The following is a 26,357-nucleotide window of genomic DNA, read 5'->3' as shown; positions in this document are numbered from 1 at the left end:
GGGCAGGCGAGGCCCCTAGCGCGGCTTGGCCGGGGATGCAAGCGGGGATGGAGAGGCAAAATGCGGATTGCGCCCGGAAGTCGCATTCTGGCGGATGGAACACCCTTGATCTGACCGTTGCTATCCCCATTTCGGTCACGCTTGCCAAGGGGGAGGGCGCGCAGCGATTGGTTGCGTCGAAATTCCCTGCGTGATAGGCGCCGCGGCATCATTTTGCGCGCCCGTTCCTAGGAGGAAGGCCGCGCTTTCGAACAGAAAGTCTTTCATTCATGTCGACGCAATTGCTTCTGACCCAGGCGGCCGGATCCGGTGGCGGAGCCGCCGGCTTCCTGATGCTGGTCCCCTATCTGTTGATCTTCGTCGTCTTCTGGTTCTTCCTCATCCGTCCGCAGCAGATGCGCGCGAAGGAACATCGCGCCAAGGTTGCAGCGGTGAAGCCGCGCGACAAGGTCGTCACCGGCGGTGGTATCGTCGGTAAGGTGACCAGCGTCGACGATGATTTCGTCAATGTCGAAATCGCACAGGGCGTGAAGATCCAGGTCGTGAAATCGACCCTGGCCGACGTTCTCCAGCCTGGCGGCAAGCCCGCCAACGACTGACACGGCGCGGCCCGCACCCGCGGGCCGGCCCAGGCCAACCGGAATTTCCCATATGCTCGATTTCCCGCGCTGGAAAACCATCGGCATCAGCATCATCCTGCTGCTTGGTATTCTTTTCTCGATCCCCAGTTTCCTGCCCGAAAAGACGTTTGAGAAGCTGCCGTCCTTCGCGCAGACCAAGGTCAATCTGGGTCTCGATCTGGCGGGCGGCAGCCATTTGCTGCTCGAGGCCGATCTGGCCGATCTTCAAAAGACCCAGCTTTCCAATATGGAAAAGACCGTGCGTACCGCGATGCGCGGCGAGCGCGGCGCCGATGACGATATCGCAATCGGCGAACTGTCGACCGCGGGGGGCAAGATCAGCTTCCTTGTCCGCGATCAGGCGCAACTCGACGATGCGCGCGACAGGTTGTTCAAGGAAACGCAGGGCGCCGGGCTGACCGGTCAGCGCGACTGGAATATCAATATCGTCGATTCGACACGTATCGTGATGACGCCGACCAGCGCCGGGCGGACGCAGGCCGTTGCACATGCGATGGACACGGCGCGCGACATTATCGACCGCCGCGTCAACGCGCTGGGCACGCGCGAACCGACGATTATTCGCGAAGGCAATGACCGCGTTGTCGTTCAGGTTCCGGGTCTGCAAGATCCGACCGCGCTGAAGGAGCTGATCGGCAAGACCGCGCGGCTCGAGTTCCGCATGGTCGATGAGAATGCCGATCCGAACGAAGCCCTGGCCGGCCGCGTGCCGGTGGGCAGCGAAATCGTTCCCTATGCTGAGGGTGAGGGCAATGGCGCGTCGTTCGAAGTGCTGCGCCGTCAGGTGATGATCAGCGGTGAACAGCTGATCAACGCGCAGCAAAGCTATGAACCGCAGAACAACCAGCCGGTCGTCTCGATCCGTTTCGATTCGGCGGGTTCGAGCACCTTTGCCAAGGTCACGTCGCAGAGCGTCGGCAAGCGGTTCGCAATGGTCCTCGACGGCAAGGTGCTGTCGGCGCCGTCGATCAATGAACCGATTCTGGGCGGTAGCGCACAGATTTCGGGCAGCTTCAGTGTCGCCAGTGCCAATGCGCTCGCGATTTCGCTGCGCTCGGGTGCGTTGCCGGTGAAGATGACCGTTGTCGAAGAGCGTACCGTCACCCCCGAACTCGGCGCCGATTCGATCCGCAAGGGTGCGATCGCGGGCATCATCGCCACCGTTACCGTGCTGACGCTGATGTTCGTCGTTTATGGCCGCTTTGGCATTTATGCCAATATCGCGCTCGCCTTTAACGTGGCCCTGATCATCGCGATCATGGCGGCGTTCAACGCGACGCTGACGCTGCCGGGCATCGCGGGCTTCGTGCTGACGATCGGTGCGGCAGTCGACGCCAACGTGCTGATCAACGAGCGAATACGCGAAGAGCTGAAGCGTGGGCGAAAGGTCTTCCAGGCCGTCGAGCTCGGCTATTCCGAAGCCAGTCGCGCGATTTTCGACGCCAACGTCACCAACGTCATCGCGGCGTCGCTGATGTTCTGGTTCGGCTCGGGCCCGATCAAGGGGTTCGCCGTGGTGCTGACCATCGGTATCATCACCAGCGTCTTCACCGCCGTCACCGTCACGCGTATGTTCGTTGCCCATTGGCTGCGGACCAAGCGTCCGACGACGATCAACATTTAAGGGAGCGAAATCATGCGCTTGCTGAAACTCGTCCCTGACGACACGAATATCGATTTTCTGAAGTGGCGTAAGGTCGCTTCGGCCATGAGCATCATTCTGGTGGTCATCTCGATCGCGCTTGTCGCGGTGCGCGGGCTGAACCTGGGGGTCGATTTCGTCGGCGGCCAGTCGGTCCGCGTTGAATTCACGCAGGAAATGCCGCCGATCGACGATATCCGCGAAAAGGTCGGTGATATCGGCCTTGGCGAAGCGACGATCCAGCAGTTCGGGTCCGACAAGGCGATATCGATCCGCACCGCGCTCCCCGACGGTGACAAGGCTGCGGCGGAGCAGGCGGGGCAGCAGTTGGTGGCCGGTATCAAAAAGGCTTTCCCGACCGCAAAGACCGGATCGGTCGAAACTGTGTCGGGCAAGGTGTCCGAAGAATTGTTGCGCACCGGGGCGATCAGCCTCGCGCTCGCGATGCTGGGCATCTCCATCTATATCTGGGTTCGCTTCGAATGGCAGTTCGGCGTTGGTGCGCTAGGCCGTCTGTTCCACGAAGTCGCGCTGACGTTCGGCTTTTTTGCGGTGACGCAGCTGCAGTTCGACCTCAACAGCGTCGCGGCCTTGCTGACCATCGTCGGATATTCGCTCAACGATACGATCGTCGTGTATGATCGCATCCGCGAAAATCTGAAGAAATATCGCAAGATGGAGATCATTCCGCTGCTGAACCTCAGCATCAACGAAACGCTGTCGCGCACGGTCATGACCAGCGTTGCGATGCTGCTCGCGCTGGGTACGCTGCTGATCTTCGGTCCAGATGTGATCTTCGGCTTTACCGCCGCGATCCTGCTCGGCGTGTTTGTCGGCACCTATTCGTCGATCCTGATGTCGACGCCGATCCTGGTATGGCTGAAGGTCGGACCCGGCAGCTTCGTGCCGCGCACGAGCGCGGGGAACGAAGGCGCCGAACGGGTTGCCGGCAAGAGCGACGACGGCGCGGTCGTCTGAGCCCATCGAGCTTTGGTGAAAATCGGCGCCGGCCCGCTCTGAGAGTGGGCCGGCGTAGCCGTATCTAGAGACTGGCGCAGCGGCGGAGATGGTCCGCGAGTTCGCGGCCGTTGCGGCCCCAGTCGAAGCGGGCACTCAGGCTGGCGGCAACATCCGACGGAGCAGGCGGCGCGGCGATGATCGCACGCACCGCCTCGGCGATCGCTTCGGGGGCGCGCTGGACGATGCGGCCTGCGACGGGTGACGTTACCAGTTCGGCCGCTCCGCCCGCATTGCTGATCACAATCGGGGTGCCGCAGGCGATCGCCTCAACCCACGCATTGGCCAGGCCTTCGCTGACCGAGGGCATGACGACCGCATCGGCGGCGCGATAGAGCTGCGGGAGGTCGGCATTGGGTACGGGGCCCATGAAATGAACGCGCGGTGCGACGCCCAGCCGGGTGGCGAGGGCGCTATAGCGGGCTTCTTCCTCGCCGGTCCCCGCCACCCAGTAGTGGACATCGGGAAGTGCGGGCAGTGCTTCGATCACCAACGCCTGTCCCTTGCGTGCGATGAGCGCGCCGACGGTGAGTATGGCGGGTGCCTTGCCCATGCCGAGCGCGGCGCGCGCGGCCGTGCGGTCGCCGGGAGCGAAGCGCGCGGTGTCGATCCCGGTGTAGTGAACCGCGACCTTGTCCGCATCGATGCCGATCGCCGCCATGTCGCGGCGCATCGCGTCTGACACCGCAAGCAGTCCTGCCGCCTTGCTTGCCGCCGCGAGCAGTTGCGGCCGTGTCGCCGGAGCATGGCCGAAATGGCTGATGTCGGCGCCGCGTGCCTTGACCGAGAAGGGCAAACCGAGCGTCTCGGCGACACGCATCGCGGCGGGGCCGTCGGGATAGAAAAATTGCGCGTCGATGACGTCGAAGGTGGTGCTGTGCGCGATAGGCAGCACCGCGCGCGCGATCGCGCCGGGGTTGAGGCGCGCGCCGAGGCGCGGGATCAGGCGGAAGCGCGGGCGGTGGACGGTCAGGCCGTTCCACTCCTCGCGTTGTGGCAGGGCGCGGAGGGCGCGATAGCGCGGGTGGAGCGACAGGGGCCAAGGCGGCAGGCCGATGGGGGCGACAATGGTGAGGTCAATCCCGGGCTGTGCCGCGAGCGCGCGCAGGCTCCTCTCGACGAACAGGCCGAAGTTCGGGCGTGCGGTGTCGGGGAAGAGGGTGGCGATCGACAGGACGCGCAGTGGAGCGTTCACACGTAACCCCTCATCCGTTCGTGCTGAGCTTGTCGAAGCACTGCTCTTCCTCATGGGGCAAGAAAAGGACGGTCCTTCGATGATCCCGGATCAGGTCCGGGACAGGACGAGCGGAAAATTATAACGAGCGGATGAGTCGCACCGCGACCGCCGCCCATGGCGGGTTGCTGACCACCTGTTGCCGCTGGCCGGCGCCGAGCGGGAGCAGATGCAATTTCTCGCCATCGACGTTTAGCAGGCGCGCGAAGAAGAAGCGGCCGGCAGGGCGGGGGACGAGCAGGTCGCGGTTGAGCGCGCTTGCCCAGTCGCCCTCGATGCGGCGGCACCAGATTTCGTCGCCGGCGCGATAGTCGCCGATCGACGAGGTGACGCGTACCGCGATCATATCCTCGCCCGGGCGCGCGGTCAGCGCCTGTTCGACGCGGGTCGGCGCGATCGCACCGTCGGTGCCGAGATGTGCGGTAATCGTCAGCTGGGTATCCTGCGGCAGCTGGACGAGTTCGGCGGCATCGACCCCGAGCGCGGCGGCGATGCGGTTCATCCAGCCGAGCGACAAATTGCGGGTGCCGGTTTCGAGGCGGCCGATCGTCTGCGCGGTCGTCGGCGGGTCGCAGCGTTGCCCGACTTCTTCCAGTGTCAGTCCTTTGGCGCGGCGGACGGAGCGGATGCTGTTGATCATGGCGACACCTTCAAATAACCAAATCGGTTTCTTCTTTCCTACAAAATATCCGAGTGTCAAGGCTGGTCTTCGCTTTGAGGAGATTGCCATGACCGCGCGTCCGCTTGCCACCCGCCTCCATCCCGACGACCGTATCGACCCCGGCAAGACGGGGCCGCAGGCGATGCGCCATGTGACGGTCAATGTCGCCGAAAGCCCGATCGCCTGGCTCGCGGCGCGCGGGCATCTGACCGAAGCGCAGCTGTGCGCCGGAGAACGGCTGCGCGCCGATTATGAGCGCGCGGGGCTGTCGGCGCGGGTGACGATGCGTTGGGACGCCGCGCCGCCGGGCAAAAGTCGCGGCGGGACGCGGGCGTCGGATGCGTCGCTGGCGCGGATCGACGCGCATCGGCGCTTTCATGGCGCGCTCGACGCGGCAGGCCCGGGGCTCGCCGATATTTGCTGGCGCGTGATCTGCGCGGGGGAGGGGATTGGCGGGGCCGAGAAGGGGCTCGGCTGGCCTGCGCGGTCGGGGAAGCTGGTGCTGGGGTTGGCGCTCGATCGGCTGGCGCGGTTTTATGGGACGGGGTGAGGGGTGCGTTGGTGAGTGTCGAATTTGGGGTGGGAAGCGGACATAAAGATCCTCCCTGTCGCGCAGCGATGGGGAGGGGGACCGCCGCCGAAGGCGGCGGTGGAGGGGCCGTGGCGTCATGGCCCCTCCGTCAGCCGCCTGCGGCGACTGCCACCTCCCCATGCCTGCGGCACAGGGAGGATGTTTTGCCCGCAATTGGTCGTTTTCGGACACCTTCTTTCCGTTCGTGTCGAGCGAAGTCGAGACATCCATCGATCTGAAGCTGAACCTGAGGGGCATCTCGACTTCGCTCGATGCGAACGGGTTGGGGTGGTTTGGGTGTTCACATCTGGTCGTCAACAGTCACCCTGAATTCGTCACCCCGGACTTGATCCGGGGGCCACGCGGCGGGCGTGGCTATGGATGCCGGATCAAGTCCGGCATGACGATGGTTGGGGAGTGTTTGCAGCGGGGCGTTGGGGTTCGGTTTGCAAAACAGGCAATTGCCGCGATGGCAGGGCGTGCCATTGACCTCTGAGGAGGTTGCCAGCGGCCTCCGCCTGCGCGGGGGCGACGTTATGGGGCGGGGCGACGCTTACTGGAGGCCTTCGACCTCTTCGGCCAGCGCCAGCCAGCGATCTTCCGCCGCCGCCTTTTCGTCGCGCAGCGTGTCGAGCTTCCCCGTCAGCGCGGTGAATTTCGCATGATCGCGGGTAAACAGTGTGCCGTCGGACAGCTCCTTTTCGATGCCTGCCATTTCGGCCTCGATCGCCTCGATCCGGCCCGGCAGCAGGTCGTAATCCCTCTGGTCCTTATAGGTGAGTTTCTTGCGCGCGGTCGGCGGGGGCGGGGGTGCGGCAACCGACGCCTTGGTTTTGACGCTGTTCGGCTTGACGCGCTTCGCTTCCCAGTCGGCATAGCCGCCCGCGACGATATCGACCTTGCCCGATCCGTCGAGGCCGAGGGTGACGGTGACGGTGCGGTCGAGGAAGTCGCGGTCGTGGCTGACGAGCAGCACGGTGCCGGCATAATCGGCGATGACTTCCTGCAAAAGGTCGAGCGTTTCGAGGTCGAGGTCGTTGGTCGGCTCGTCGAGGACGAGCAGGTTCGATTCGCGGGCGAATTCGCGCGCCAGCAACAACCGTGAGCGTTCGCCGCCCGACAAAGCGCCGACGCTGGCCTCCATGACGCCGGGGTCGAACAGGAATTCTTTCAAATAGCCCTGAATATGCTTTTTGACCCCGCGCACTTCGACCCAGTCGCCGCCATCGGCGAGGATGTCGCGGACGGTCTTGTCGGGCGACATCAGGCTGCGTTGCTGGTCGATGATGATCCCGTCGAGGGTCGGGGCGAGGGTGATTTTGCCGCTGTCGGGCTGGATTTCGCCCGTGAGCAGCTTGAGCAGGGTCGATTTGCCTGCGCCATTGGCGCCGACGATGCCGATGCGGTCGCCGCGCTGGACGCGGAAATCGAAATTCTTGATGATCGTCCGGTCGCCGAAGCTGATCGAGACATTTTCGGCGACGATCACCGATTTCGACCGCACATCGTCGTTGGCGAGGCCCAGCTTGGCGACGCCGGGGCCGCCGATCATCGCGGCGCGGGTTGCGCGCATTTCCTTGAGCTTTTCGAGTCGGCCCTGATTGCGTTTGCGGCGCGCGGTGACGCCGCGTTCGAGCCAGTGCGCTTCGAGCCGCAGTTTCGAATCGAGGCGCTGGGCGGCGCGCGCTTCATCGGCGGCGATCGCGTCGCTCCATTCCTCGAAGCCGCCGAAGCCGATTTCCTTGCGGCGGATGCTGCCGCGGTCGAGCCACAAAGTCTGGCGCGTCAGGCGGGTGAGGAAGGTCCGGTCGTGACTGATCGCGACGAACGCGCCGGTGTAGCGGGCGAGCCAGGATTCGAGCCAGTCGATCGCGGCGAGGTCGAGGTGGTTGGTCGGTTCGTCGAGCAGCAGTACGTCGGGGTTTTGCGCGAGCGCGCGGGCGAGCGCGGCGCGGCGGCGTTCGCCGCCCGAGGCGCTGGCGGCAGTGCGGCTCATGTCGATGCCGAGCTGGTCGGCGATCGCGGCAACTTCAAATTCCTCGGGCGCATTGGGCGCGGCGAGGGCGAAATCCATCAGCGTCGCGAAGCCCGAGAAATTGGGTTCCTGTTCGAGCATCACGACATGGGTTCCGGGGACGATGACGCGCTTGCCCTTGTCGGGATCAATCTGTCCCGCGAGCAGTTTGAGCAAGGTCGTCTTGCCCGCGCCGTTGCGGCCGATCAGCGCGAGGCGGTCGCGTTCACCGACATAGATGTCGAGATCCTGGAACAGCCAGCCGCTGCCCTGAACGAGGCCGAGGCCTTCATATGATAATATCGGTGCTGCCATGATGAACGGCGAGCTAGCGGCCTGTTCAGCCCGGCGCAAGCGCGATGCGGGCAAAGGCCGGAACGGGTTGGCTCCGTCTGCGTTACGGGGCTGGGCTCATGAAGGGCCGGGACTCCGGCGACAGGAGAAGAATATGACGAAGCAGACGCTCACCGCTATGGCTACTGGACTGGCATTGCTGGTGGCAACGCCCGCACTCGCGCAGCAAGGGGGAACGACGGTGACGACAGCAACGGCCCAAGGTCCGATCCTCAGCTTCAGCGTCGACAAGGAAGTGCGTTCGCGCCCCGACCGCGCCAGCATTGGTGCGGGCGTGACCAGCACCGCGCCGACCGCGGTCGAAGCCTTGCGCGCGAATAGCGCTGCGATGGAAAAGCTGGTTGCCGCCGCCAAGGCGCGCGGGATCAAGGCGGACGATATCCAGACCAGCGGCATCAACCTGTCGCCGCAATATGATTATAACAACCAGGGCAATGGCCAGCCGCCGCGTTTTCTGGGCTATCAGGTCAGCAATACGGTGCGCGCAACAACCGACGACATTGGCAAGCTTGGCGAATTGCTCGACGCGCTGGTCGCGGCGGGCGGCACCAATGTCGACGGCCCCTATTTTTCGATGAAGGACGCCGATGCGTTGCTCGTTCCGGCGCGCAAGGCTGTGTTCGACGAAGCCAATCTTAAGGCCGCCGATTATGCGCGGCTTGCGGGTTATCGCACCGCCGAGCTGGTTTCGGTGAGCGAAGGCGGCGGCTTTCAGGGCCCGCCGCGTCCAATGGCCTATGCGTTGGATGCACGGGTGCAGAGCGCCGGTAAGGCCGTGATCGAGCCCGGTCAGGTTGCGAACACGCTGACGCTGAGCTTCCAGTATCGGTTGGTTCGTTAAGCGATCTAACGATCCGTTCGTGTCGAGCGTGGTCGAGACACCCCAAAGGCGCGTGCGACCGATGGGCATCTCGACTGCGCTCGATGCGAACGGATTTTTTGTGTCTGGAGCTTAGCCCAATTCTCCCTCGGCCCACGGCCAGGGCCGTTCGCGGAACCATTTGGTGATGATATATTTGCGCCCCTTGCGCACCTTCATCCCGTGGTGGAGCGTGTCGGCATTGGGCTGGCCATCGGCGCGGACATTGTTCCATGCGAGCAGCTTGCCGGTTTCGGGCTGGTGCATCTTGGCCGTGGAAAGAAAGCGCGTCGCGCCGCCGGCGCCGGGCTCGTTGAGATAGATCATCAGCGTCCAGCTGCGCTGCCCCGGCACCGCGCAATAGGTTTCCCAGTCGGCGCCGTGCGGGTCGAAATAATCGGTGTGCGCTTTGAACTGCTGGCCGACGTCGTAACGCTGCCCCTGTAGCGGTTCCCCATATTTGAGCGGGATGCCGGTGAGGTCGTGCAGCCTAGTGTTGACGGTGCTGACCAGCGGGTCGCGGTGGTTGAGGTCGCAGGTTGTGCTGGTGCGAAATGCCTCGTCGCCATTCGGGTCGGCGATCGTCGAGGGGCGCACGTCGCGGTCGATTTGCTCGACCAGGGCGGCGCAGGTGGCGGGGTCGAGGAAGCCCGCCAACATATATTGTTCGAGCTTGGACGTCGGGGCGCGGCGGATGCCGGGAACGGCGGCGAGCCGTGCTGCGGTGCGGTCGGCGCCCGATGTCGCCATGTCCACGATCTTGGTTTCGGTCATGCGGGCTTTTTAGTCGGGCGATGCCATGCGAACAATGCTTGACGAACGGGGGCGCCCGCGCCTATTCGCCGCGCGCTGTCGAGGTGCTTTATGCGCCCTCTTCGCTTATGTGGCGACCATAGCTCAGTTGGTTAGAGCGCCGGTTTGTGGTACCGGAGGTCGCGGGTTCGAGCCCCGTTGGTCGCCCCATTTTCCCATGATATCATGGATGATATTCCCCATGTGGAATCGGCGTGACTTCGCGCCATTGTTCTATTATTACTCTCGCACGTAATTTTTAAACGTGAGGATGAGTCCATGTCCGCAGTCTGGGATTTCGCCGATTTTGACGATCATGAGCATGTCCACATGTTCCGCGATCGCGCCAGCGGGCTGACGGCGGTCGTCGCGGTCCACTCGACGCATCTCGGCCCCGGGGCGGGCGGAGTGCGTTACTGGCATTATCCGCAGCGGGCGGCGGCGATCACCGATGCGCTGCGCCTGTCGCGCGGGATGAGCTATAAAAATGCGATGGCCGGGCTGCCGATGGGCGGCGGTAAGGGCGTGATTCTGGCCGACGAGGGCGGGGTGAAGACCCCCGAACTGCTCGCGGCGTTCGGCCGTGCGGTTGAATCGCTGGGCGGCGCCTATATCACCGCCGAAGATGTCGGGATCACTGACGTCGACATGGTCGAGATCGCCAAGCACACCAAATATGTCAGCGGACTTCCCGTGGCGAACGGTGCAGCCGTGGGCGGCAATCCCGGGCCGTACACAGCGCTGGGCGTTTATCTGGGCGTCAAGGCGGCGATTCGTAACGGGCTGGGCACCGACAGCGCCAAGGATGTGCGGATTGCGATCCAGGGCGTCGGTAGCGTCGGCGGCGGTGTGGCGCGGCGGCTGGCGGCCGAGGGCGCGAAGCTCACCCTCGCCGACGTCAATCTGGCGCGCGCGAAGGCGCTCGCCGATGAACTCGGCGCCGATCTGGCCGATTCGGGTGCGATTATGGAGATTGAGGCCGACGTTCTCAGCCCCAATGCGCTCGGTGCGATCCTGACCGAGCAGAGCATCGAGAAATTGCGGGTTTCTGTCGTCGCTGGCGGCGCGAACAACCAGCTCGCGACCGCAGCCGACGGCCAGCGAATCCACGATCGCGGCATCACCTATGCCCCCGATTATGTGATCAACGCGGGCGGCATCATCAATGTCGCGCTGGAATATCTGGGGCACGGCAGCCGCGAGGAAGTCGAAAGCCGTATTCACCTGATCCCCGGGCGGCTCGCCGATATCTGGGCCGAGAGCAAGGCGAGCGGTACGCCGGCTTCGATGGTCGCCGACCGTATGGCGCAGAAGCTGATCGGGCGGGGTTAAAAGACGAGTCTTCCCTGTTCCGTTCGTGCTGAGCTTGTCGAAGCACCGTCCTTCTTTCTCGCGACGCTGAAAGAAAGGACGGCCCTTCGACAAGCTCAGGGCGAACGGAAATTGGGGTCGGTTCGATCCTCAAGGCTGGCGCGCGGGTGGATTTCCGCTAAGCCATCGACAATGAAGCGGCATTTCTTTTTCGTCAGCGGCTGGCTGTCGCTGGGGTTGGGTGCGATTGGCGCCTTTCTGCCGCTGTTGCCGACCGTCCCCTTCGTGATTCTGGCGGCCTTTTGCTTTGCGCAATCGTCGCCGCGGCTCGAGGCGTGGCTGGTCGAGCACCCGACCTTCGGACAGCATATCGTCGCATGGCGCGAAAAGGGCGCGATCAGCCGCAAGGGCAAGGTTGCGGCGAGCATCGCCTTTGCCGTCAGCATCGTCGCGGCGCTGATCTTTGCGCCCTGGCCCTGGTCGATGGCGCCGGTCGTCGCGGCGGCGGTCACCGGAAGCTGGATATGGACGCGGCCGGAGGGTTGACGGTGCCGCAGGGCCAGCCAAAGAGGAGGGGCCTGTTCGCGCCGGGCAAATTGCTGGACCCACCCATCCGGCTCGCCTAAGGACGACGCCAATCCGATGCACGCATATGCCAACCCCACCCGTTTTCTCGCGATCGCCAGGCCGCTGACCCCGTGGCTGCTGGGCGTCGGCCTGTTGCTTCTGCTGATCGGGGCATGGGCCGGGCTGACCCAGGTTCCGGGTGACTATAAGCAGGGCGAGACCGCCCGCATTCTTTACGTCCATGTTCCGTCTGCATGGCTCGGCATGGGTGGCTGGACCGCACTTGCGATCACCGGGCTGGTCCAGCTTGTCTGGCGGCATCCGCTGGCGGGAATCGCCGCGCGCGCGGTCGCGGTGCCGGGAATGCTGTTCACCGCGCTGTGCCTTGCGACCGGTTCGATCTGGGGCAAGCCGACCTGGGGCACCTGGTGGGAATGGGACGGGCGGATGACGTCGATGCTCGTCCTGCTGTTCCTTTATGCCGGTTTCATCGCATTGACGAGCGGCGACGAGGGGCAGCGCCAAGGTGGTTCGCTGTCGCGCGGGGCGGCGATCTATGCGCTCGTCGGCGCGATCAATATTCCGATCATCAACCGCAGCGTCGTGTGGTGGAACAGCCTGCATCAGGGGCCGAGCATCACGCTGGGCGGATCGAGCATCGACAATGCGCTGCTGTGGCCGCTGGGGCTGACGTTGCTCGGTTTTTCATTTTTGTTCGGCGCGATCGTGTTGATGCGGATGCGCCGGATTATTGCCGACAACCGCGTTGCCGCCCGGCTGCGCCGGCTTGCCGATGACGAGGGGATATAGGACGTGACGGGGGTCATTAGCGGTGGCGGGCAATGGGGCTTTGTGGCCGCAGCCTATGTTCTGACGGCCGTGTTGACCGGCGCGGTGCTGCTGCACAGCTGGCGCGCGATGGCGAAGGCCGAACGGCGCAGCGACGCGCTGCGAAAGGACCGCAAGTGAAGGCGAAGCATCAACGGCTGATCCTGGCGCTGGTCGCGCTTGTTGGCGTCGCGGGCGCGGGCGTCCTCGCCGCGAGCGCGCTGCGCGATGAGGCCGCTTATTTCCGCACCCCCGTCGAAATTCAGGACGGCAAGGCAACGGTCGGCGAGGCGATGCGGCTGGGCGGCATGGTCGCCGCGGGCAGCATCAAGCGCCAGAGCGACGGCCTGACCATCCGCTTCGTCGCGACCGACGGCAAGGCGTCGGTGCCGGTCGAATATATGGGCATCGTCCCCGACCTGTTCGGCGAAGAATCGGGTATGGTCGCCGACGGCCGCATGCGCGCCGACGGCACATTCGTCGCCGACCGCATCCTCGCCAAGCATGACGAACGTTATATGCCGCCGCAGATGGGCGAGATGCCCAAGGGCGTAGCGAAAGCGCAGCAAAAAACATGATCGCCGAACTTGGACTAGCCCTGCTCTGGATCGCGGCGGCGCTCGCCTGTTTGTCGCTGGTTGCGGGCACGCTGTACCTGCGCGGCGGGCCGAAGGATCTGGGCGCGCTGGTGCGCCCGGCGAGCGTCGCGCAAGGCGTGTTGACGGCGGTCGCCTTTGCGTTGCTGATCGCGCTGTTCGTGCGCTCTGACATGTCGGTCGAGCTGGTGGCGCGCAACAGCAACAGTTTGAAGCCGATGATGTTCAAGGTCGCGGGGACGTGGGGCAATCATGAAGGATCGATGCTGCTGTGGCTGACGATCCTCGGCCTGTCGGGCGCGCTGGTCGCGATTTTCGAGAAGCGCCTGCGCGAGGATACGCTGATCGCGACGCTTGCGGCGCAGGCAGCATTGAGCATCGGTTTCTTTGCATTCCTGATCTTTTCGTCGAACCCGTTCAAGCGTTTGCCGGTGGCGCCGCCCGATGGGCAGGGGCTGAACCCGCTGCTTCAAGACCCCGGGCTCGCCTTCCATCCGCCGACGCTTTACATCGGCTATGTCGGGCTGTCGGTCGCCTTCAGCTTTGCCGTCGGCGCGCTGATTACGCGTGAGATCGGCCCGGCTTTCGCCCGTGCGATGCGGCCTTGGGTGCTGGGAAGCTGGATTTTCCTGACGATCGGCATCACCGCCGGTAGTTACTGGGCCTATTATGAGCTTGGCTGGGGCGGCTGGTGGTTCTGGGATCCGGTCGAGAATGTCTCGCTGATCCCCTGGTTGGCGGGCGCGGCTTTGCTTCATTCGGTCGCAGTGACCGCAACGCGCAACGCGCTCCGCGCATGGACGGTGATGCTCGCGGTGATCGGCTTTTCGATGTCGATGGTCGGGACTTTCATCGTTCGCTCGGGGTTGCTCACCAGCGTCCACAGCTTTGCCGTCGACCCCGAGCGCGGGACCTTCCTGCTCGTGCTGATGGCGGTCTATATCGGTGGCGCGCTGACCCTGTTCGCGCTGCGCGCCAATACGGTCGCCGAGGGGAAGAAATTCGCGCTGCTGAGCCGCGAAGGCTCGCTGGTGATCAACAATCTTCTGCTCACGACGATCCTTGCGCTGGTGCTGCTCGGCACCCTCTATCCGATCGTCGCCGAGGCGATGGGGGAAAAGATTTCCGTTGGTCCACCCTATTATAACAAGGTTGCCGGACCGCTCGCACTGATTCTTTGCCTCGTCATGGTCGCGGGGCCACTGCTCAGCTGGCGCAAGGATGATGGCAAAAAGCTCTGGTCGCGGCTGCCGCTCGCGGTGTTCGCCGGGGCGCTCGTGCTGGTGCTGCTCGTCATCTTCGGTGGCAAGGTCGGCATATTGCCACTGCTCGGGATGACCGTCGCGGGCGTCGTGGCCGTCGCGAGCCTCGCACCCTTGTGGGGCCGCAATTTGCGGCGCACCCCGCTGCCGACCTGGGGCATGGTGATCGCCCATTTCGGTGTCGCGGTGACGCTGGCCGGAATGGGCGCCGAAAGTGCTTTCATCAAGGAACGGCTGGTCGCGGCGGCGCCGGGCGATGTCGTCAAGGTTGGCGATTTTGCGGTGAAGTTCGTCGGGGTGAAGCCCGTTGCCGGACCCAATTTTACCGCGATCGAGGGAACTCTGGTCGCGACGACATCGGGCGGCGCGTCTTTCACGCTGAAGCCCGAATCGCGGATGTTCCCCGGGCTAATGGGCACCGCCCCGACCGAGACCAATGAAGCCGCGCTGCTGACGCGGCCGGGCGGGCAGCTTTATGCGGTGCTAGGCCAGCCGGTGGCAAGCGAGGATGGCAGCGCCGACCGCTATCAACTGCGCCTGTGGTGGAAGCCGCTGGTGTGGTGGATCTGGCTCGGCGGTGGATTGATTGCGCTCGGCGCGGTGCTGTCGATGCTCGGGCGCGCCCAGTTACTGACGCTATGGCGCGCGCGCCGGTCGCGCAAATCACAGGAGCGTTTCGCACCATGAAGAATCGTTGGGTTCTTTTCGTCCCGCTGGCGATCATGGGACTGTTGTTCGGCGCCTTCATCTATCGGCTGGTGACGCCGGCGGAGACGCTGATCCAGTCGCAGTGGATCAACAAGCCGATGCCATTGTTCGACCTGCCTCCTGCGACCGCCGGAGTCGAAGGGCTGAAGAGCGGCCAGCTTGCCGACGGTCGCCCGCGCCTGGTCAACGTCTTTGCGAGCTGGTGCATCCCGTGCCGCGCCGAAGCGCCGCAGCTCGAGGCGTTGAAGGCCGCAGGCGTTCCGATCGACGGCATCGCGATCCGCGACCGTCCGGAGGATGTCGCGATGTTCCTGCGCGAATATGGCAATCCCTTCGACCGCATCGGGTCGGACATGCAAAGCAGCGTCCAGATCGCACTCGGATCGTCGGGCGTACCCGAAACTTTCCTGATCGATGGCAAGGGTATCATCCGCGAACAGATTCAGGGCGTGATCCTGGCTGAGCAGGTGCCCGAAATCGTCGCCAAGCTGGAAGCGATGAAGTGAGCATGCGCTTTGCTGCTTTGGCGCTGTTCGGCGTGATCGTGGCGCCGCTGGCGGCACAGGACCGCTTGCCGCCAGCGCCCTATGCCTATCAGCAACTCGCCGACCCCGCCAAGGAGGCGAAGGCGAAGACGTTGATGGAAGAGCTGCGCTGTCTCGTCTGTCAGGGGCAGTCGATCGCCGACAGCGATGCGCCGCTGGCCGGCGACATGCGGCATGAGGTACGCAGCAAGATTGCGGCGGGCGAAAGCCCCGGCGAAATCCGCAAATGGCTGGTCGCGCGCTATGGCAATTGGGTCACTTATGACCCGCCGTTCGACATGGCGACGGCGCTGCTGTGGCTTGGGCCATTGATCTTCCTCGTGCTGGGCGGCTGGTTGGCCTTTGGCCGCTTCCGGCGCGGCGACAGCGAAGGCGAGGGCGAGGTATGATCTGGCTGTGGGTGATATTGGCCGCGCTGCTGACGATTGCGGGGATTTTCTGGCTGGGCAAGTTACCCGCCGCGGCGCGCCCGCTGGCGGCAGCAGCGGTGATGCTGGGCCTTGCGGGTTATGCGCTGGAGGGTAGCCCCTCGCTGCCCGGCAAGCCGGTTGCTACGGCAGCTGAACCCGAAGGTTTTGGTGAAGCGATTACCGATCAGCGACAGGGCATGGCCGATCGTTTCGGTCCGGCGGCGCAGTGGCTGGGCATGTCCGACGGTTTCGCGCGCACCGGCAAGACCGGGCTTGCCGCCCAGACCTTGCAAAAGGGGCTTGAGAAATATCCCGATAATGTCGACCTGTGGGTGGGGCTGGGCAATGCGCTCGTCGCGCATGGCGGCGGCGTGATGTCGCCCGCGGCGGCACTGGCATTCGATGAGGCGGCCCGCCGTGACCCGACCCATCCTGCGCCGCCCTTCTTTGCCGGGCTGGCGCTGGCGCAGGGCGGCGACCTCAAGGGCGCGGAGGCGGTGTGGAGCCAATTGCTCGCGCGCAGCCCCGCCGACGCGCCATGGCGGCGCGACCTCGAAATGCGGCTTTCGCAGCTGCGTCAGGCGCTCGGGCCGCAATTGCCGCCCGCAGCACCGACAGAGCCTTGATTTGAGTGCTATTCCATCACCGCGGACTGGTCTAAAGGCGCGCGATGACTGCTGAGTCGCAACAGGTGGCTGGCGGGGCCCCGAGCCCCGGCCTGACTGCCGCCGATACCGGCCATTACGGCCATGGCCATCAGGGCGATGGCAAGCTGAAGCTGGCCGTCGGCGCGGTGGGCGTTGTCTTTGGCGATATCGGCACCAGCCCGCTTTACGCATTTCGCGAGACGTTTTCGGGGCATCACCCGATCGAGCCTGACCCGCTGCACATTTATGGCGTGCTGAGCCTGGTGTTCTGGTCGATGATGCTGGTCGTCACGTTCAAATATGTGCTGACGATCATGAAGGCCGACAATAAGGGCGAGGGCGGCAGTCTGGCTCTGCTCGCGCTGATCAGTCGTCAGTCGTCAGGCAAGCGCTGGACCTGGCCGATCATCCTGCTCGGCGTGTTCGCGACCGCGCTTTTCTATGGCGACAGCATGATCACCCCGGCGATGTCGGTGCTCTCGGCGACCGAGGGGCTCAGCTATGTGAACAAGGGATTCGAACCCTATATCGTGCCGATCGCGCTCGCGATCCTGATCGGGCTGTTTGCGATCCAGGCGCATGGGACGGCCAAAGTCGGGGCGTTGTTCGGCCCGATCATGCTGCTCTATTTCCTGATGCTCGCGACACTGGGCGTGATGCATATTGTCGATCAGCCCGGGATCATCATCGAAACCTTGAATCCGGTGAATGCGCTGCGTTTCTTCTATGTCGACGGGTTCACGGCCTTTATCGCGCTGGGCGCGGTCGTGCTGGCGGTGACGGGGGCCGAGGCCCTTTATGCCGATATGGGGCATTTCGGCCGCAAGCCGATCGGCCTTTCATGGCTGTGCTTCGTGCTGCCCGCGCTGATGCTCAACTACATGGGGCAGGGCGCGATGGTGCTTGCCGCCGAAGCAGGGCCGCGCGCCGAACTGATCCAGGATCCCTTCTTTCAGATGATGCCCGACGCCTGGCGGATCCCAGTCGTCATCCTCGCGATACTGGCGACGATCATTGCGAGCCAGGCGGTGATCTCCGGGGCCTTCTCGCTGACCCAGCAGGCGATCCAGCTGGGCTTCATTCCGCGCCTGCGGGTCGAACACACCAGCGCATCGGCAGCCGGGCAGATTTATATCCCGATGGTCAATTGGGCGCTGATGGTGATGGTGATCATCCTCGTCCTCTTCTTCGGATCGTCGAGCAACCTTGCCGCCGCCTACGGGATTGCGGTGACGGGGGCGATGTTCATCGACACCTGTCTGATGAGCGTCGTGCTGTTCAGCCTGTGGCGCTGGCCGGCGTGGAAAGCTTTACCGGTCCTCGCGGTCTTCTTCATCGTCGATATCGCTTATTTCGGCGCGAACCTGATCAAGGTACCCGACGGAGGCTGGGTGCCGCTGGCGATCGGCCTGACGATCTTCACCCTGCTCACTACCTGGTCGCGCGGGCGTAAGCTGATGCAGCAGCAGATGGCCGAAGGTGCGATGCCGATCCCGGTGTTCGTGAAATCGGCGGCGAACAGCGCAACGCGTGTGCCGGGAACTGCGGTGTTCATGACATCGAGTTCCGATGGCGTGCCGCACGCGCTGCTCCACAATCTGAAGCACAACAAGGTGCTGCACGAACGCATCATCCTGTTGACGATCAAGATCGCCGACGTTCCCTTTGTGCGCGAAGAAAATCACTGTGCGCTCGAGGATCTGGGGCAGGGATTCCACCGGCTGGTGCTGAATTACGGCTTCATGCAGCCTGTTCATGTCCCCGAGGCGCTGAAGCGCGTCACCGGATGCGGCGCCGAATTCAAGATGATCGAGACCAGCTTCTTTCTGTCGCGGCAGACGCTGATCGCGGCGGCCACGCCGGGCATGCCGATCTGGCGTGAAAAGCTGTTCGCCTGGATGCTGCGCAATTCGGAAAGCGCGATGGAGTATTTCCGCCTGCCGACCAATCGTGTGGTCGAATTGGGCAGTCAGGTCGCGATCTGAAGCTCGACCGTTTCGGACCGATCGCCGCAATATGCGTTTGAACATTGCCGGCAGTCTTGCGATGCAAGCGCGAACGGACGGGGGTCGACGACCAGCATGACAGTCGGCAACAGCGATGCGCGGATACTGCCGGTTCCACCGGCACCCTTTGCCCTGATCGTGGGGTCTGTGGTGCGCCGGGCATCGGCCGACGAGCTGGAGCAGGCAATCCGGCATATGGGTCTGCAGCCCGAGCGGATCGACCGCGATGGTCGCGCACAGGCGCTCCCGACGTTCCGGCTGCGTTTCGGGACATTGTCGTGGATCGCGGGACCGGCCGACGAATCCGCACTCGATCAGATTGACCCGACGCGGCCTTCCACCAGTCTGCTCGCCGCCAGTCTGCCGCGCGACTGGCGCGACGGCAGGCATTGCTGGATGTTCGTTCCCGAGGATGCCGACGCACGAGGCGCAGCGACTGGGCCGTCTGCGGAAGGGCGCGATTATCTTAAGGCCATGCTGTTGCTGATCGACCTGTTCAACGCGAGCCATTTTTTCTGGATGCCCGCGCGGCTATGGTCCGATGCACCGCAATTTCGCGCGTCGGTCGCGGAGATGTTGACGAGCGGCATGCCGCCGGTGCTGCATCTGGTGGCCTTTCGGCGCCACGATAGCGACGAAGGCGAGGCCGTCGGAACGCGGGGACTGATGTGGTTCGCGGGGCAGGAGCTGGAGGCAGGAATGCCCCCCGGCTGGACGGTGGCGGAAATGATCAAGCGACTGGCGCGGCTGGCGCTCGACATGATGCTCCACGGCCGGTTCAGCGATAATCGCGCCCTGCAAGGGCTCGCGCCCGGCGAGACGATCCGGCTGACGGCGGTCGGCGGCGATCGACGGACTGTACGCGTCGAGTTCGGCCGCCAACGCTGATGCCGAAGCGGCGCTGGCAAGGGGCACCGCCACCGCGCAGCGGGTACCAGCGTCATCATCTGGTCCCGATTTCTTTGCTGGCACGGCCCCAGATGGCGGCAATGCTCACCTCTCTGGAAGAAGAGGGATTTGCGCTGCGGCATTTCGGCGGCAACGGCTTGATGCTGCCGGCGTCCGAGGTCGCAGCGTTATCGTCGGGCTACGCGCTGCATCGCGGGCCACACCATGGCTATAGCGATGTCGTGACGGCACGGGTCGAGCGCGTGCGGGTGCATTTTGCCCTGCATGCGCCGCACGACCTGCGCACCGCGCGACGCACCGCGGTGATGCGTCTGCGGTTGTTGCAGGACACCACGCGGCGGGCACTGACCGATCGGCACGGCATGGGATTTTGGCTCAACCGGCGCGACCCGATGCGGTTGTTCGCCGATCGTCCCTATCTGGACGAGGCAATCGATCGCCTGTTCGGAACGGTCAAAGTCTGACCTTGGCCTCCAACTCGCCGCGAGCGGCGAGATATTGCGCCTCCAGTTCGGTGACGAATTCGGCGACCGGGCGAACGGCGGTGAGGGGGCCGATGCCCTGACCCGATCCCCAGATATCCTTCCAGGCCTTGACCTTGGTGTTGCCGCCCGAGCCGAAGTTCATTGTCTTGAGGTCACCTTCGGGCAGATTGTCAGGATCCATGCCCGCGTCGATGATCGACTGGCGCAGATAATTGCCGTGAACGCCAGTGAAGAGGTTCGAATAGACGATGTCCCCGGCGCGGCCCGCAACGATGCCATTTTTATATCCCTCGTCGGCATTGGCTTCGGTGGTGGCGATGAAGGCGCTGCCCATATAGGCAAGGTCGGCGCCGCACGCCTGCGCTGCGAGGATCGAGCGGCCATGGCCGATGGCGCCTGACAGCGCGACGGGGCCGTCGAACCAGGTGCGGATTTCCTGCACCAGCGCGAAGGGCGACAGGACGCCGGCGTGGCCGCCGGCACCGGCGGCAACGGGTATCAGCCCGTCGGCACCCTTTTCAACCGCCTTGCGCGCGAAACGGTCGTCGATGACGTCGTGGAGCGTGATGCCGCCCCAGCCGTGCACCGCCTGGTTCAATTCTTCGCGCGCTCCGAGCGAGGTGATGGTGATCGGCACTTTCCATTTCGCGCAGGTGGCGATGTCCTGTTCGAGCCGGTCGTTGGATTTATGGACGATCTGGTTAACTGCGTAGGGCGCCGAAAGCCGGTCGGGATTGGCGCGGTCCCACGCTGCAAGCTCTTCGGTGATCTGGTGCAGCCATTCGTCGAGCAGGGTTTGCGGCCGGGCATTGAGCGCGGGGAAGCTGCCGACGATGCCCGCCTTGCACTGGGCGATGACCAGTTCGGGCCCCGAAACGATGAACAAGGGCGAGCCAATGACGGGCAGGCGCAGGCGGTCGAAAATCGGGGGAAGAGCCATGAATCAATCTCCGGTTGCGGTTTGAAACTGACCTTAACGTAAACGGAAGGTCGCGCAAGAGGGGTTGAATGGGGCGCCGAATGCGGCCGGGGGTGGGAGGCGGTATAGGCTTTTGGTTCAGGCGCCAACAAATGACAAAGGCGGCCGGAGCCGCCCTTGTTCGGGTCTCTTGCATCTTGTCAGGCTGTTGCGGTCCGGCGGCGGGCGGCTTTGAAGGCGGCATAGCCGAACAGGGCGGCGGCGATCAGGAGCGCGCCTTGTGCCGCGACGAACGGCCCTTCGGTCCCGGTTGGTGCGAGCGCATTGAGCGCGGGCACTTTCAGGAAGGATTGCACCACCAGCACGAACAGGTTGAGGTAGAGTGCGAGGGTGGCGGTGACCGCATAGGCGGTCGTGGCGCGGCCGGCGAGCTTGCGGCCATAATAGGCAGCGAAGGCGATGACCAGGATCAGCGTCGAGAGGATCCCGACCCCGAGCGCCGGAGTGAAGGCGACGATCGGGAACAGGAAACCGGTCAGGCTGGTGAGCAAGGTCGTCCACAGGAAAATGCCGGTAGTGCGGGGGAGCAGGCGCCCGCGCACGAAGGCGGGGAGGGCGACAAGACCCGTTCCGATGCCGATCAGGCTGATCGCTACATGGAGCGTGGTGAACTGCGGGATGGTCAAGCCGAGGATCATGATACGTCTCCTTAGAGGTAGCGGGCCGCGGGCTGCGACCGCGACAGGTTGGGACGAAGCGCGTTTCGCGCGGAGAGATAAGCGTCGTAGTCAGCCTGATCGGGAAGCGCGGGAATGGTGACGACCTCCCCCAGATCGAGCCCCCTCAGGGCGGCATCGACCATATCATTCACGTCCATCACCATTTCGGCTGGGATATTGGCAAGCTGTGCCTCGTCCCAGATCGGTGTGCGAGTGATGCCAGGAAGCACCGCCTGGATACGGACACCCTTGGCGCCGAGTTCGACCTGCAGCGCCTCGGTAAAGGCGAGGACATAGGCCTTGCTGGCGGGATAAACGGCAGTGAAGCCGTCGGGCATCAGCGCGGTGATCGAGGTGATGTTGACGATGGTGCCGCTGCCCTGTCCGGCAAGCCGGGGGGCGATGGCGGCGGCAAGGCGCGTCACAGCAAGGATGTTGAGATCGATCATCGCCGTGAGATGAGCGGGATCGGCTTCAACGATGCTGGTCTCGCCGGCAACACCGGCATTGTTGATCAGGCCGGTGATTGCGGGGTCTTCGCGCAGCCGCGTTTCGATGCGGGCGAGGTCGTCGGCGTTGGCGAGGTCGGCGGCGATCACTTCGACTGCAACGCCGGTGTCGGCACGAAGGCGGTCGGCGAGGTCTGCGAGCTTGTCGGCGCGGCGTGCGACGAGGATCAGGTTGGCGCCGCGCCTGGCGAAGCGGTCGGCATAGACGGCGCCAATGCCATCCGATGCGCCGGTGATGAGAATGGTTTCCTTGGTCATCTTACGTCTCCCTAGATGAGGAGGCGCAGTCCCCCCGGACCGCGCCTCGCAGGCTATCAGCTGTTGATGAAATCCAGAAGGTCGGTGTTGAACCGGTCCTGATGGGTGACGGTCAGGCCGTGATCGGCGCCTTCATAGATTTTGAGTACCGCCTGTTTGACGATCTTCACGGTCGACAGCGCCGCGGCGCCGATCGGCACGATCTGGTCGTCGTCGCCGTGGAGGACGAGGGTCGGGACATCGAACTTCTTCAAATCTTCGTTGAAGTCGCTTTCCGAAAAGGCACGGATGCTGTCGAGCAGGCCCTTGAGGCCGCCGTTCATGCCCTGACGGACGAAATCGTCGCGAACCGCTTCCGAAACCACCGCACCGGGACGGTTGTAGCCGTAGAAGGGGAGCGTCAGATCCTTGAAGAATTGCGGGCGATTGTCGAAGGTGCCCTTGCGGATGCCGTCGAAGACATCGATCGGCAGGCCGCCCGGATTGGCTTCGGTCTTGAGCATCAGCGGCGGTACTGCGCCGATCAAAGCGACTTTGGCTACGCGGCTGGTACCATGGCGGCCGATATAGCGGGTGACTTCGCCGCCGCCGGTCGAGTGGCCGACGAGGATCACGTCGCTCAGGTCCAGCTGTTCGATCAGTTCGCCGAGGTCGTCGGCATATTGGTCCATATTGTTATTTTCCCATACCTGATCCGAACGGCCGTGGCTGCGGCGGTCATGGGCGATGGTACGGAAACCCTGATTGGCGAAGAAAACCATCTGGGCGTCCCAGGCGTCGGCCGAGAGCGGCCAGCCGTGCGAGAAGATGATCGGCTGTCCATCCTTCGGACCCCAGTCCTTGAAGAAGATGTTCGTGCCGTCCCTGGTGGTGATCATGGTCATGATATCAGTCCTTCCGTGGTGTGCGAGGCGGCTTTGCCCGCCGGTGAGACAAGAGATACGTCGACGCGGACTTGATCGGGATTGGCGGAAGCGACATTATACGGGTCGATTCCGACAAAGGAGGCGATATGCCCAAGGTTGAGGTGTCTGACGCGAAGGTCGCACTCGTGGAGGTCGGAATGATGCTCTATCCCGATTGCCAGATGGGGATGGTCCTAGGGATCACCGACCTGTTCCACATCGCCGGGCGCTTTGCGGTCGATCATGGCCGCGCTCCCATCCGTATCAGCCATTGGCCGTTGCAGGAGGGCGGGGGCTTTGCGCGCTGTTATGACAGCCATCCCGATGAGCCGGAGGGCAATTCGCCGACGGTGCTGATCGCGCCGGGGAGTTTACACAAGCTGCTCGAGGCGGATGAGGTCGCACCCTATGCGCGCTGGCTGCTTGATCGTCATGCGCATGGCGCGACGCTGGCGTCCAACTGCGGCGGCGCCTTTGCGCTCGCGGCGACGGGGCTGCTCGCCGGACGCCCGGCGACGACGCACTGGTTTTTTGCGGAAGAGTTCCGGACACGCTTTCCCGACGTGCGGCTGGAGTCCGACCGGATGGTGATCGATGACGGTGATATTGTGACCGCGGGTGGGTTGATGGCATGGACCGATCTGGGACTGCGGATCGTCGAGCGTCTTTTGGGCCCCACGATCATGATGGAGACTGCGCGCTTCCTGCTGATCGACCCCGGCGGGCGCGAGCAGCGCAATTATGCGAGCTTTGCCCCGCGCCTGACGCATGGTGACGAGGCGGTGTTGAAGGCGCAGCATTTTTTACAGGCGAAGGAAGGCCGCGTTGGCGGTGTCAGTGAGCTGGCGGCCGAGGCCGGGCTGGAGGAGCGCACTTTCCAGCGCCGTTTTAAAGCCGCCACGGGAATGACCCCGGTCGAATATTCGCAGCATTTGCGCGTGGGAAAATCGCGCGAGCTGCTGGAGTTCACCAAGCGGACGGTCGACCAGATCGCCTGGAGCGTCGGTTACGAGGATGCGGCGGCCTTTCGAAAGCTTTTTCACCGGATCACCGGCCTGTCGCCCAACGAATATCGTCAGCGTTTTTCGACCGAGTCGATCCAGCGCGTGGCGTGAGCGTGGCCAGCCGGCGAAAAATATTCCGAGTATGTGTCGATTTCGACGACCCTCGTTCGTCGTGAAGATGCGAGGCCGATGTTGGCCCGGTGGAAACAAGGAGACGGACGATGCGTGTGATGGTTTTCGTGAAAGCGACCGATGACAGCGAACGGGGCCTTCCGCCTACGGAAGAGATGACCGGGATGTTCGAGGCGATGGGCAAGTTCAACGAGGAACTGGTCCATGCCGGAGTGATGATCGACGGGGATGGGCTGAAGCCGTCTTCGGCGGGCAAACGGATCGCTTTTGACGGCGCGAGCCGGACGGTGATCGACGGTCCCTTCGCCGAAGCGCGCGAGCTGGTCGCGGGTTACTGGGTCTGGGAGGTCAAGGACATGGACGAAGCGGTCGCCTGGGCAAAGCGCTGCCCAAACCCGATGCCCGGGCCGAGCGAACTCGAAATTCGCCCTTTCTATGAAATGGAGGATTTCGGCGAGGCGGTAACGCCCGAAATTGCCGAACGCGAACAGCGGCTACGCGATCAACTCGCAGGCGATTGATCGCCGATGCCCGCCGCCACGCTTGCCTTGCCGACCATGTTGGCCGACAATGCGGGCATGGCGGCGGACGAAGCCCACCGGGCGATAGAGGCGGTTTTCCGGATCGAGCGGGCGCGGTTGATTGCGGCGCTGGCGCGCTCGACGCGCGACGTCGATCGTGCCGAAGAACTGGCGCAGGACGCACTGCTCACGGCGCTTACTGAATGGCCAGAAAGTGGTGTCCCCGACAAACCGGGTGCCTGGTTGCTGGCGACGGCAAAGCGGCGCGCCATCGATGGTTTTCGCCGCGATATGATGCGAACGCGAAAACATGCCGAAATCGTCCGCGACCTCGATGGGGCGCACGACATGAGCGCAGAGACGATCGAAGCGGCGCTGGACAATGAACTGGGTGACGAACTGCTTGGGCTGATCTTTGCCGCATGTCATCCCGTGATTTCGCCCGAAGCGCGCGCCGCGCTGACGCTGCGGTTGGTTGGCGGACTGACGACCGAGGAGATCGCGCGTGCTTTTCTGTCGAACGAGGCGACGATTGCGCAGCGGATCGTGCGGGCGAAGAGGGCGATCGCCAAGGCCGGGGTTGCATTTGCGGTGCCGCGCGGGGGCGAACTGGCGGCGCGGCTGGGTTCTGTGCTCGAGGTCGTCTATCTGATCTTCAACGAGGGTTATTCCGCGACCGCGGGGCCATCGCTGGTCCGGCCACCGCTGTGCGCCGAGGCGCAGCGGCTGGGGCGTATCCTTGCCGCTTTGATGCCGGAGGAGCCCGAGGTGTTGGGGTTGCTTGCATTGATGGAGATTCAGGCCTCGCGGTTGGCGGCGCGCACTGGCCCTGACGGTGGGTTCGTTCCGCTGACCGAGCAGAACCGCGCGCGCTGGGACCAGCTGCTGATCCGCCGTGGGCTGAACGCGCTGGACCGTGCCGAGGCATTGGGCGGTGCCGATGGCCCCTATGTTTTGCAGGCGGCGCTGGGCGCGTGCCACGCAAGGGCCCGGCGATCCAGGGACACCGACTGGGTGCGGATTGCGGCGCTCTATGACCGGTTGGAGCAGGTGATGCCGTCTCCTGTGGTGGAGCTCAACCGCGCGGTCGCGCACAGCATGGCGTTCGGCCCCGAGGCCGGACTGCGGCTCGTCGATGGGATTGCCGACGCGGCCGCGCTGCGAAACTATGCGCCGTTGCCCGCCGCGCGGGGCGACTTTCTGTTTCGCGCCGGGCGCCTGGCCGAAGCAGGAGAGGCATTCGCTGCGGCAGCGGTGCTGGCGGGGAACGACCGTGAGCGCGACTATCTGCTCACTCGCGCCACGCTATGCGCGGACGGCTCGTGATTGAC

28 protein-coding genes, 1 tRNA gene and 1 pseudogene are annotated in these 26,357 nt (G+C 64.2%); 22 read left to right on the top strand and 8 right to left on the bottom strand.

Features of this window, described 5'->3' with window-relative positions; genetic code table 11:
• The first annotated feature begins 269 nt into the window (after window positions 1–269).
• Genes yajC through secF form a run of 3 tightly spaced genes read left to right on the top strand, consistent with a single transcriptional unit; the run spans window position 270 to window position 3,261 of the window.
• Complete coding sequence (gene yajC, locus CDQ91_RS18995) at window positions 270–599, top strand: preprotein translocase subunit YajC (protein WP_088474275.1); 330 nt, start codon at window positions 270–272, stop codon at window positions 597–599.
• A gap of 52 nt (window positions 600–651) precedes the next feature.
• A complete protein-coding gene (gene secD / locus CDQ91_RS18990) occupies window positions 652–2,265 on the top strand; it encodes a protein translocase subunit SecD (RefSeq protein ID WP_088474274.1) in 1,614 nt (537 codons plus the stop codon).
• A gap of 12 nt (window positions 2,266–2,277) precedes the next feature.
• Window positions 2,278–3,261, top strand: a complete 984-nt coding sequence (gene secF / locus CDQ91_RS18985; RefSeq protein WP_088474273.1) for a protein translocase subunit SecF — start codon at window positions 2,278–2,280, stop codon at window positions 3,259–3,261.
• A gap of 64 nt (window positions 3,262–3,325) precedes the next feature.
• Here the strand turns inward: secF and CDQ91_RS18980 are convergent, their stop codons facing one another.
• Both CDQ91_RS18980 and CDQ91_RS18975 read right to left on the bottom strand, forming a co-directional pair.
• Complete coding sequence (locus CDQ91_RS18980) at window positions 3,326–4,495, bottom strand: glycosyltransferase (protein WP_237246060.1); 1,170 nt, start codon at window positions 4,493–4,495, stop codon at window positions 3,326–3,328.
• Between the two features lie 118 nt (window positions 4,496–4,613).
• Entirely contained in the window at window positions 4,614–5,174 is a 561-nt protein-coding gene (locus CDQ91_RS18975) for a helix-turn-helix domain-containing protein (protein ID WP_088474271.1), read from the bottom strand.
• Window positions 5,175–5,262: 88 nt separating this feature from the next.
• Here CDQ91_RS18975 and CDQ91_RS18970 point away from each other — a divergent pair, with 88 nt between their 5' ends.
• On the top strand, window positions 5,263–5,745 hold the full coding sequence (locus CDQ91_RS18970; protein ID WP_419722574.1) for a DUF6456 domain-containing protein: 483 nt from the start codon (window positions 5,263–5,265) through the stop codon (window positions 5,743–5,745).
• A 160-nt stretch (window positions 5,746–5,905) separates the two neighbouring features.
• Window positions 5,906–6,262 carry a hypothetical protein gene (locus CDQ91_RS18965; protein WP_144036824.1) on the top strand — a complete coding sequence of 119 codons (357 nt, stop codon included), beginning with the start codon at window positions 5,906–5,908 and terminating at the stop codon, window positions 6,260–6,262.
• Window positions 6,263–6,319: 57 nt separating this feature from the next.
• On the opposite strand, the gene CDQ91_RS18960 is transcribed toward CDQ91_RS18965, so the two are convergent.
• Window positions 6,320–8,095, bottom strand: coding sequence for an ABC-F family ATP-binding cassette domain-containing protein (locus tag CDQ91_RS18960; protein ID WP_088474269.1), 1,776 nt, complete (start codon window positions 8,093–8,095; stop codon window positions 6,320–6,322).
• Between the two features lie 133 nt (window positions 8,096–8,228).
• On the opposite strand from CDQ91_RS18960, the gene CDQ91_RS18955 reads away from it, so the two are divergent.
• A complete protein-coding gene (locus tag CDQ91_RS18955; RefSeq protein ID WP_088474268.1) occupies window positions 8,229–8,975 on the top strand; it encodes an SIMPL domain-containing protein in 747 nt (248 codons plus the stop codon).
• 111 nt (window positions 8,976–9,086) lie between these two features.
• Here the strand turns inward: CDQ91_RS18955 and CDQ91_RS18950 are convergent, their stop codons facing one another.
• The gene (locus CDQ91_RS18950; protein WP_237246059.1) at window positions 9,087–9,767 is read right to left on the bottom strand and encodes a prolyl hydroxylase family protein; all 681 of its coding nucleotides are present in this window, start codon (window positions 9,765–9,767) and stop codon (window positions 9,087–9,089) included.
• Between the two features lie 112 nt (window positions 9,768–9,879).
• On the opposite strand from CDQ91_RS18950, the gene CDQ91_RS18945 reads away from it, so the two are divergent.
• From CDQ91_RS18945 to CDQ91_RS18890, 13 genes are all read left to right on the top strand, one after another.
• Window positions 9,880–9,956: transfer RNA gene (locus tag CDQ91_RS18945), tRNA-His, on the top strand.
• A gap of 108 nt (window positions 9,957–10,064) precedes the next feature.
• The gene (locus tag CDQ91_RS18940) at window positions 10,065–11,117 is read left to right on the top strand and encodes a Glu/Leu/Phe/Val family dehydrogenase (RefSeq protein ID WP_088474267.1); all 1,053 of its coding nucleotides are present in this window, start codon (window positions 10,065–10,067) and stop codon (window positions 11,115–11,117) included.
• A 171-nt stretch (window positions 11,118–11,288) separates the two neighbouring features.
• Window positions 11,289–11,642, top strand: coding sequence for a YbaN family protein (locus CDQ91_RS18935; protein WP_088474266.1), 354 nt, complete (start codon window positions 11,289–11,291; stop codon window positions 11,640–11,642).
• Between the two features lie 96 nt (window positions 11,643–11,738).
• The gene (gene ccmC, locus CDQ91_RS18930; protein WP_088474265.1) at window positions 11,739–12,473 is read left to right on the top strand and encodes a heme ABC transporter permease CcmC; all 735 of its coding nucleotides are present in this window, start codon (window positions 11,739–11,741) and stop codon (window positions 12,471–12,473) included.
• A gap of 3 nt (window positions 12,474–12,476) precedes the next feature.
• Complete coding sequence (locus CDQ91_RS21485; RefSeq protein ID WP_164499279.1) at window positions 12,477–12,632, top strand: hypothetical protein; 156 nt, start codon at window positions 12,477–12,479, stop codon at window positions 12,630–12,632.
• Window positions 12,629–13,069 (top strand): cytochrome c maturation protein CcmE, encoded by a 441-nt coding sequence (ccmE, locus tag CDQ91_RS18925; protein WP_088474264.1) that lies wholly within the window; start codon window positions 12,629–12,631, stop codon window positions 13,067–13,069. Before CDQ91_RS21485 ends, ccmE begins: the two co-directional genes overlap by 4 nt.
• Entirely contained in the window at window positions 13,066–15,036 is a 1,971-nt protein-coding gene (locus tag CDQ91_RS18920) for a heme lyase CcmF/NrfE family subunit (RefSeq protein ID WP_088474263.1), read from the top strand. The genes ccmE and CDQ91_RS18920 overlap by 4 nt, the downstream gene beginning before the upstream one ends.
• The gene (locus CDQ91_RS18915; RefSeq protein WP_088474262.1) at window positions 15,033–15,563 is read left to right on the top strand and encodes a DsbE family thiol:disulfide interchange protein; all 531 of its coding nucleotides are present in this window, start codon (window positions 15,033–15,035) and stop codon (window positions 15,561–15,563) included. The genes CDQ91_RS18920 and CDQ91_RS18915 overlap by 4 nt, the downstream gene beginning before the upstream one ends.
• 2 nt (window positions 15,564–15,565) lie before the next feature.
• Window positions 15,566–15,991, top strand: coding sequence for a cytochrome c-type biogenesis protein (locus CDQ91_RS18910; RefSeq protein WP_088474261.1), 426 nt, complete (start codon window positions 15,566–15,568; stop codon window positions 15,989–15,991).
• On the top strand, window positions 15,988–16,638 hold the full coding sequence (locus CDQ91_RS18905) for a tetratricopeptide repeat protein (protein WP_088474260.1): 651 nt from the start codon (window positions 15,988–15,990) through the stop codon (window positions 16,636–16,638). The genes CDQ91_RS18910 and CDQ91_RS18905 overlap by 4 nt, the downstream gene beginning before the upstream one ends.
• Window positions 16,639–16,682: 44 nt before the next feature.
• The gene (locus CDQ91_RS18900; RefSeq protein WP_088474259.1) at window positions 16,683–18,644 is read left to right on the top strand and encodes a potassium transporter Kup; all 1,962 of its coding nucleotides are present in this window, start codon (window positions 16,683–16,685) and stop codon (window positions 18,642–18,644) included.
• Between the two features lie 96 nt (window positions 18,645–18,740).
• On the top strand, window positions 18,741–19,553 hold the full coding sequence (locus CDQ91_RS18895) for a hypothetical protein (protein WP_088474258.1): 813 nt from the start codon (window positions 18,741–18,743) through the stop codon (window positions 19,551–19,553).
• Window positions 19,553–20,038: an AHH domain-containing protein gene (locus CDQ91_RS18890; RefSeq protein ID WP_088474257.1), complete on the top strand. Its 486-nt coding sequence runs from the start codon at window positions 19,553–19,555 to the stop codon at window positions 20,036–20,038. Before CDQ91_RS18895 ends, CDQ91_RS18890 begins: the two co-directional genes overlap by 1 nt.
• Here the strand turns inward: CDQ91_RS18890 and CDQ91_RS18885 are convergent.
• The 4 genes from CDQ91_RS18885 to CDQ91_RS18870 all read right to left on the bottom strand — a co-directional run bounded on the left by CDQ91_RS18885 (window position 20,028) and on the right by CDQ91_RS18870 (window position 23,348).
• Window positions 20,028–20,999: an NAD(P)H-dependent flavin oxidoreductase gene (locus tag CDQ91_RS18885; RefSeq protein WP_088474256.1), complete on the bottom strand. Its 972-nt coding sequence runs from the start codon at window positions 20,997–20,999 to the stop codon at window positions 20,028–20,030. The genes CDQ91_RS18890 and CDQ91_RS18885 overlap by 11 nt on opposite strands.
• A gap of 179 nt (window positions 21,000–21,178) precedes the next feature.
• A complete protein-coding gene (locus CDQ91_RS18880) occupies window positions 21,179–21,676 on the bottom strand; it encodes a hypothetical protein (RefSeq protein ID WP_088474255.1) in 498 nt (165 codons plus the stop codon).
• An 11-nt stretch (window positions 21,677–21,687) separates the two neighbouring features.
• Window positions 21,688–22,464, bottom strand: a complete 777-nt coding sequence (locus CDQ91_RS18875; protein ID WP_088474254.1) for an SDR family NAD(P)-dependent oxidoreductase — start codon at window positions 22,462–22,464, stop codon at window positions 21,688–21,690.
• Window positions 22,465–22,520: 56 nt separating this feature from the next.
• Window positions 22,521–23,348 carry an alpha/beta fold hydrolase gene (locus CDQ91_RS18870; RefSeq protein ID WP_088474253.1) on the bottom strand — a complete coding sequence of 276 codons (828 nt, stop codon included), beginning with the start codon at window positions 23,346–23,348 and terminating at the stop codon, window positions 22,521–22,523.
• Between the two features lie 128 nt (window positions 23,349–23,476).
• Here CDQ91_RS18870 and CDQ91_RS18865 point away from each other — a divergent pair, with 128 nt between their 5' ends.
• The 3 genes and pseudogenes from CDQ91_RS18865 (at window position 23,477) to CDQ91_RS18855 (ending at window position 26,352) form a co-directional block, all read left to right on the top strand.
• Window positions 23,477–24,484 carry a GlxA family transcriptional regulator gene (locus CDQ91_RS18865; RefSeq protein ID WP_088474291.1) on the top strand — a complete coding sequence of 336 codons (1,008 nt, stop codon included), beginning with the start codon at window positions 23,477–23,479 and terminating at the stop codon, window positions 24,482–24,484.
• Between the two features lie 110 nt (window positions 24,485–24,594).
• Window positions 24,595–24,945: pseudogene (locus CDQ91_RS18860) on the top strand (YciI family protein); the annotation flags it as partial.
• A gap of 87 nt (window positions 24,946–25,032) precedes the next feature.
• On the top strand, window positions 25,033–26,352 hold the full coding sequence (locus CDQ91_RS18855; protein ID WP_237246058.1) for an RNA polymerase sigma factor: 1,320 nt from the start codon (window positions 25,033–25,035) through the stop codon (window positions 26,350–26,352).
• The last annotated feature ends 5 nt before the right edge of the window (window positions 26,353–26,357 follow it).

It is taken from the genome of Sphingopyxis witflariensis (assembly GCF_002205635.1).
GTDB lineage: Bacteria > Pseudomonadota > Alphaproteobacteria > Sphingomonadales > Sphingomonadaceae > Sphingopyxis > Sphingopyxis witflariensis.
The sequence above is the reverse complement of the archived record's forward strand: the minus strand, read 5'-3'. Positions and strand labels throughout refer to the sequence as shown.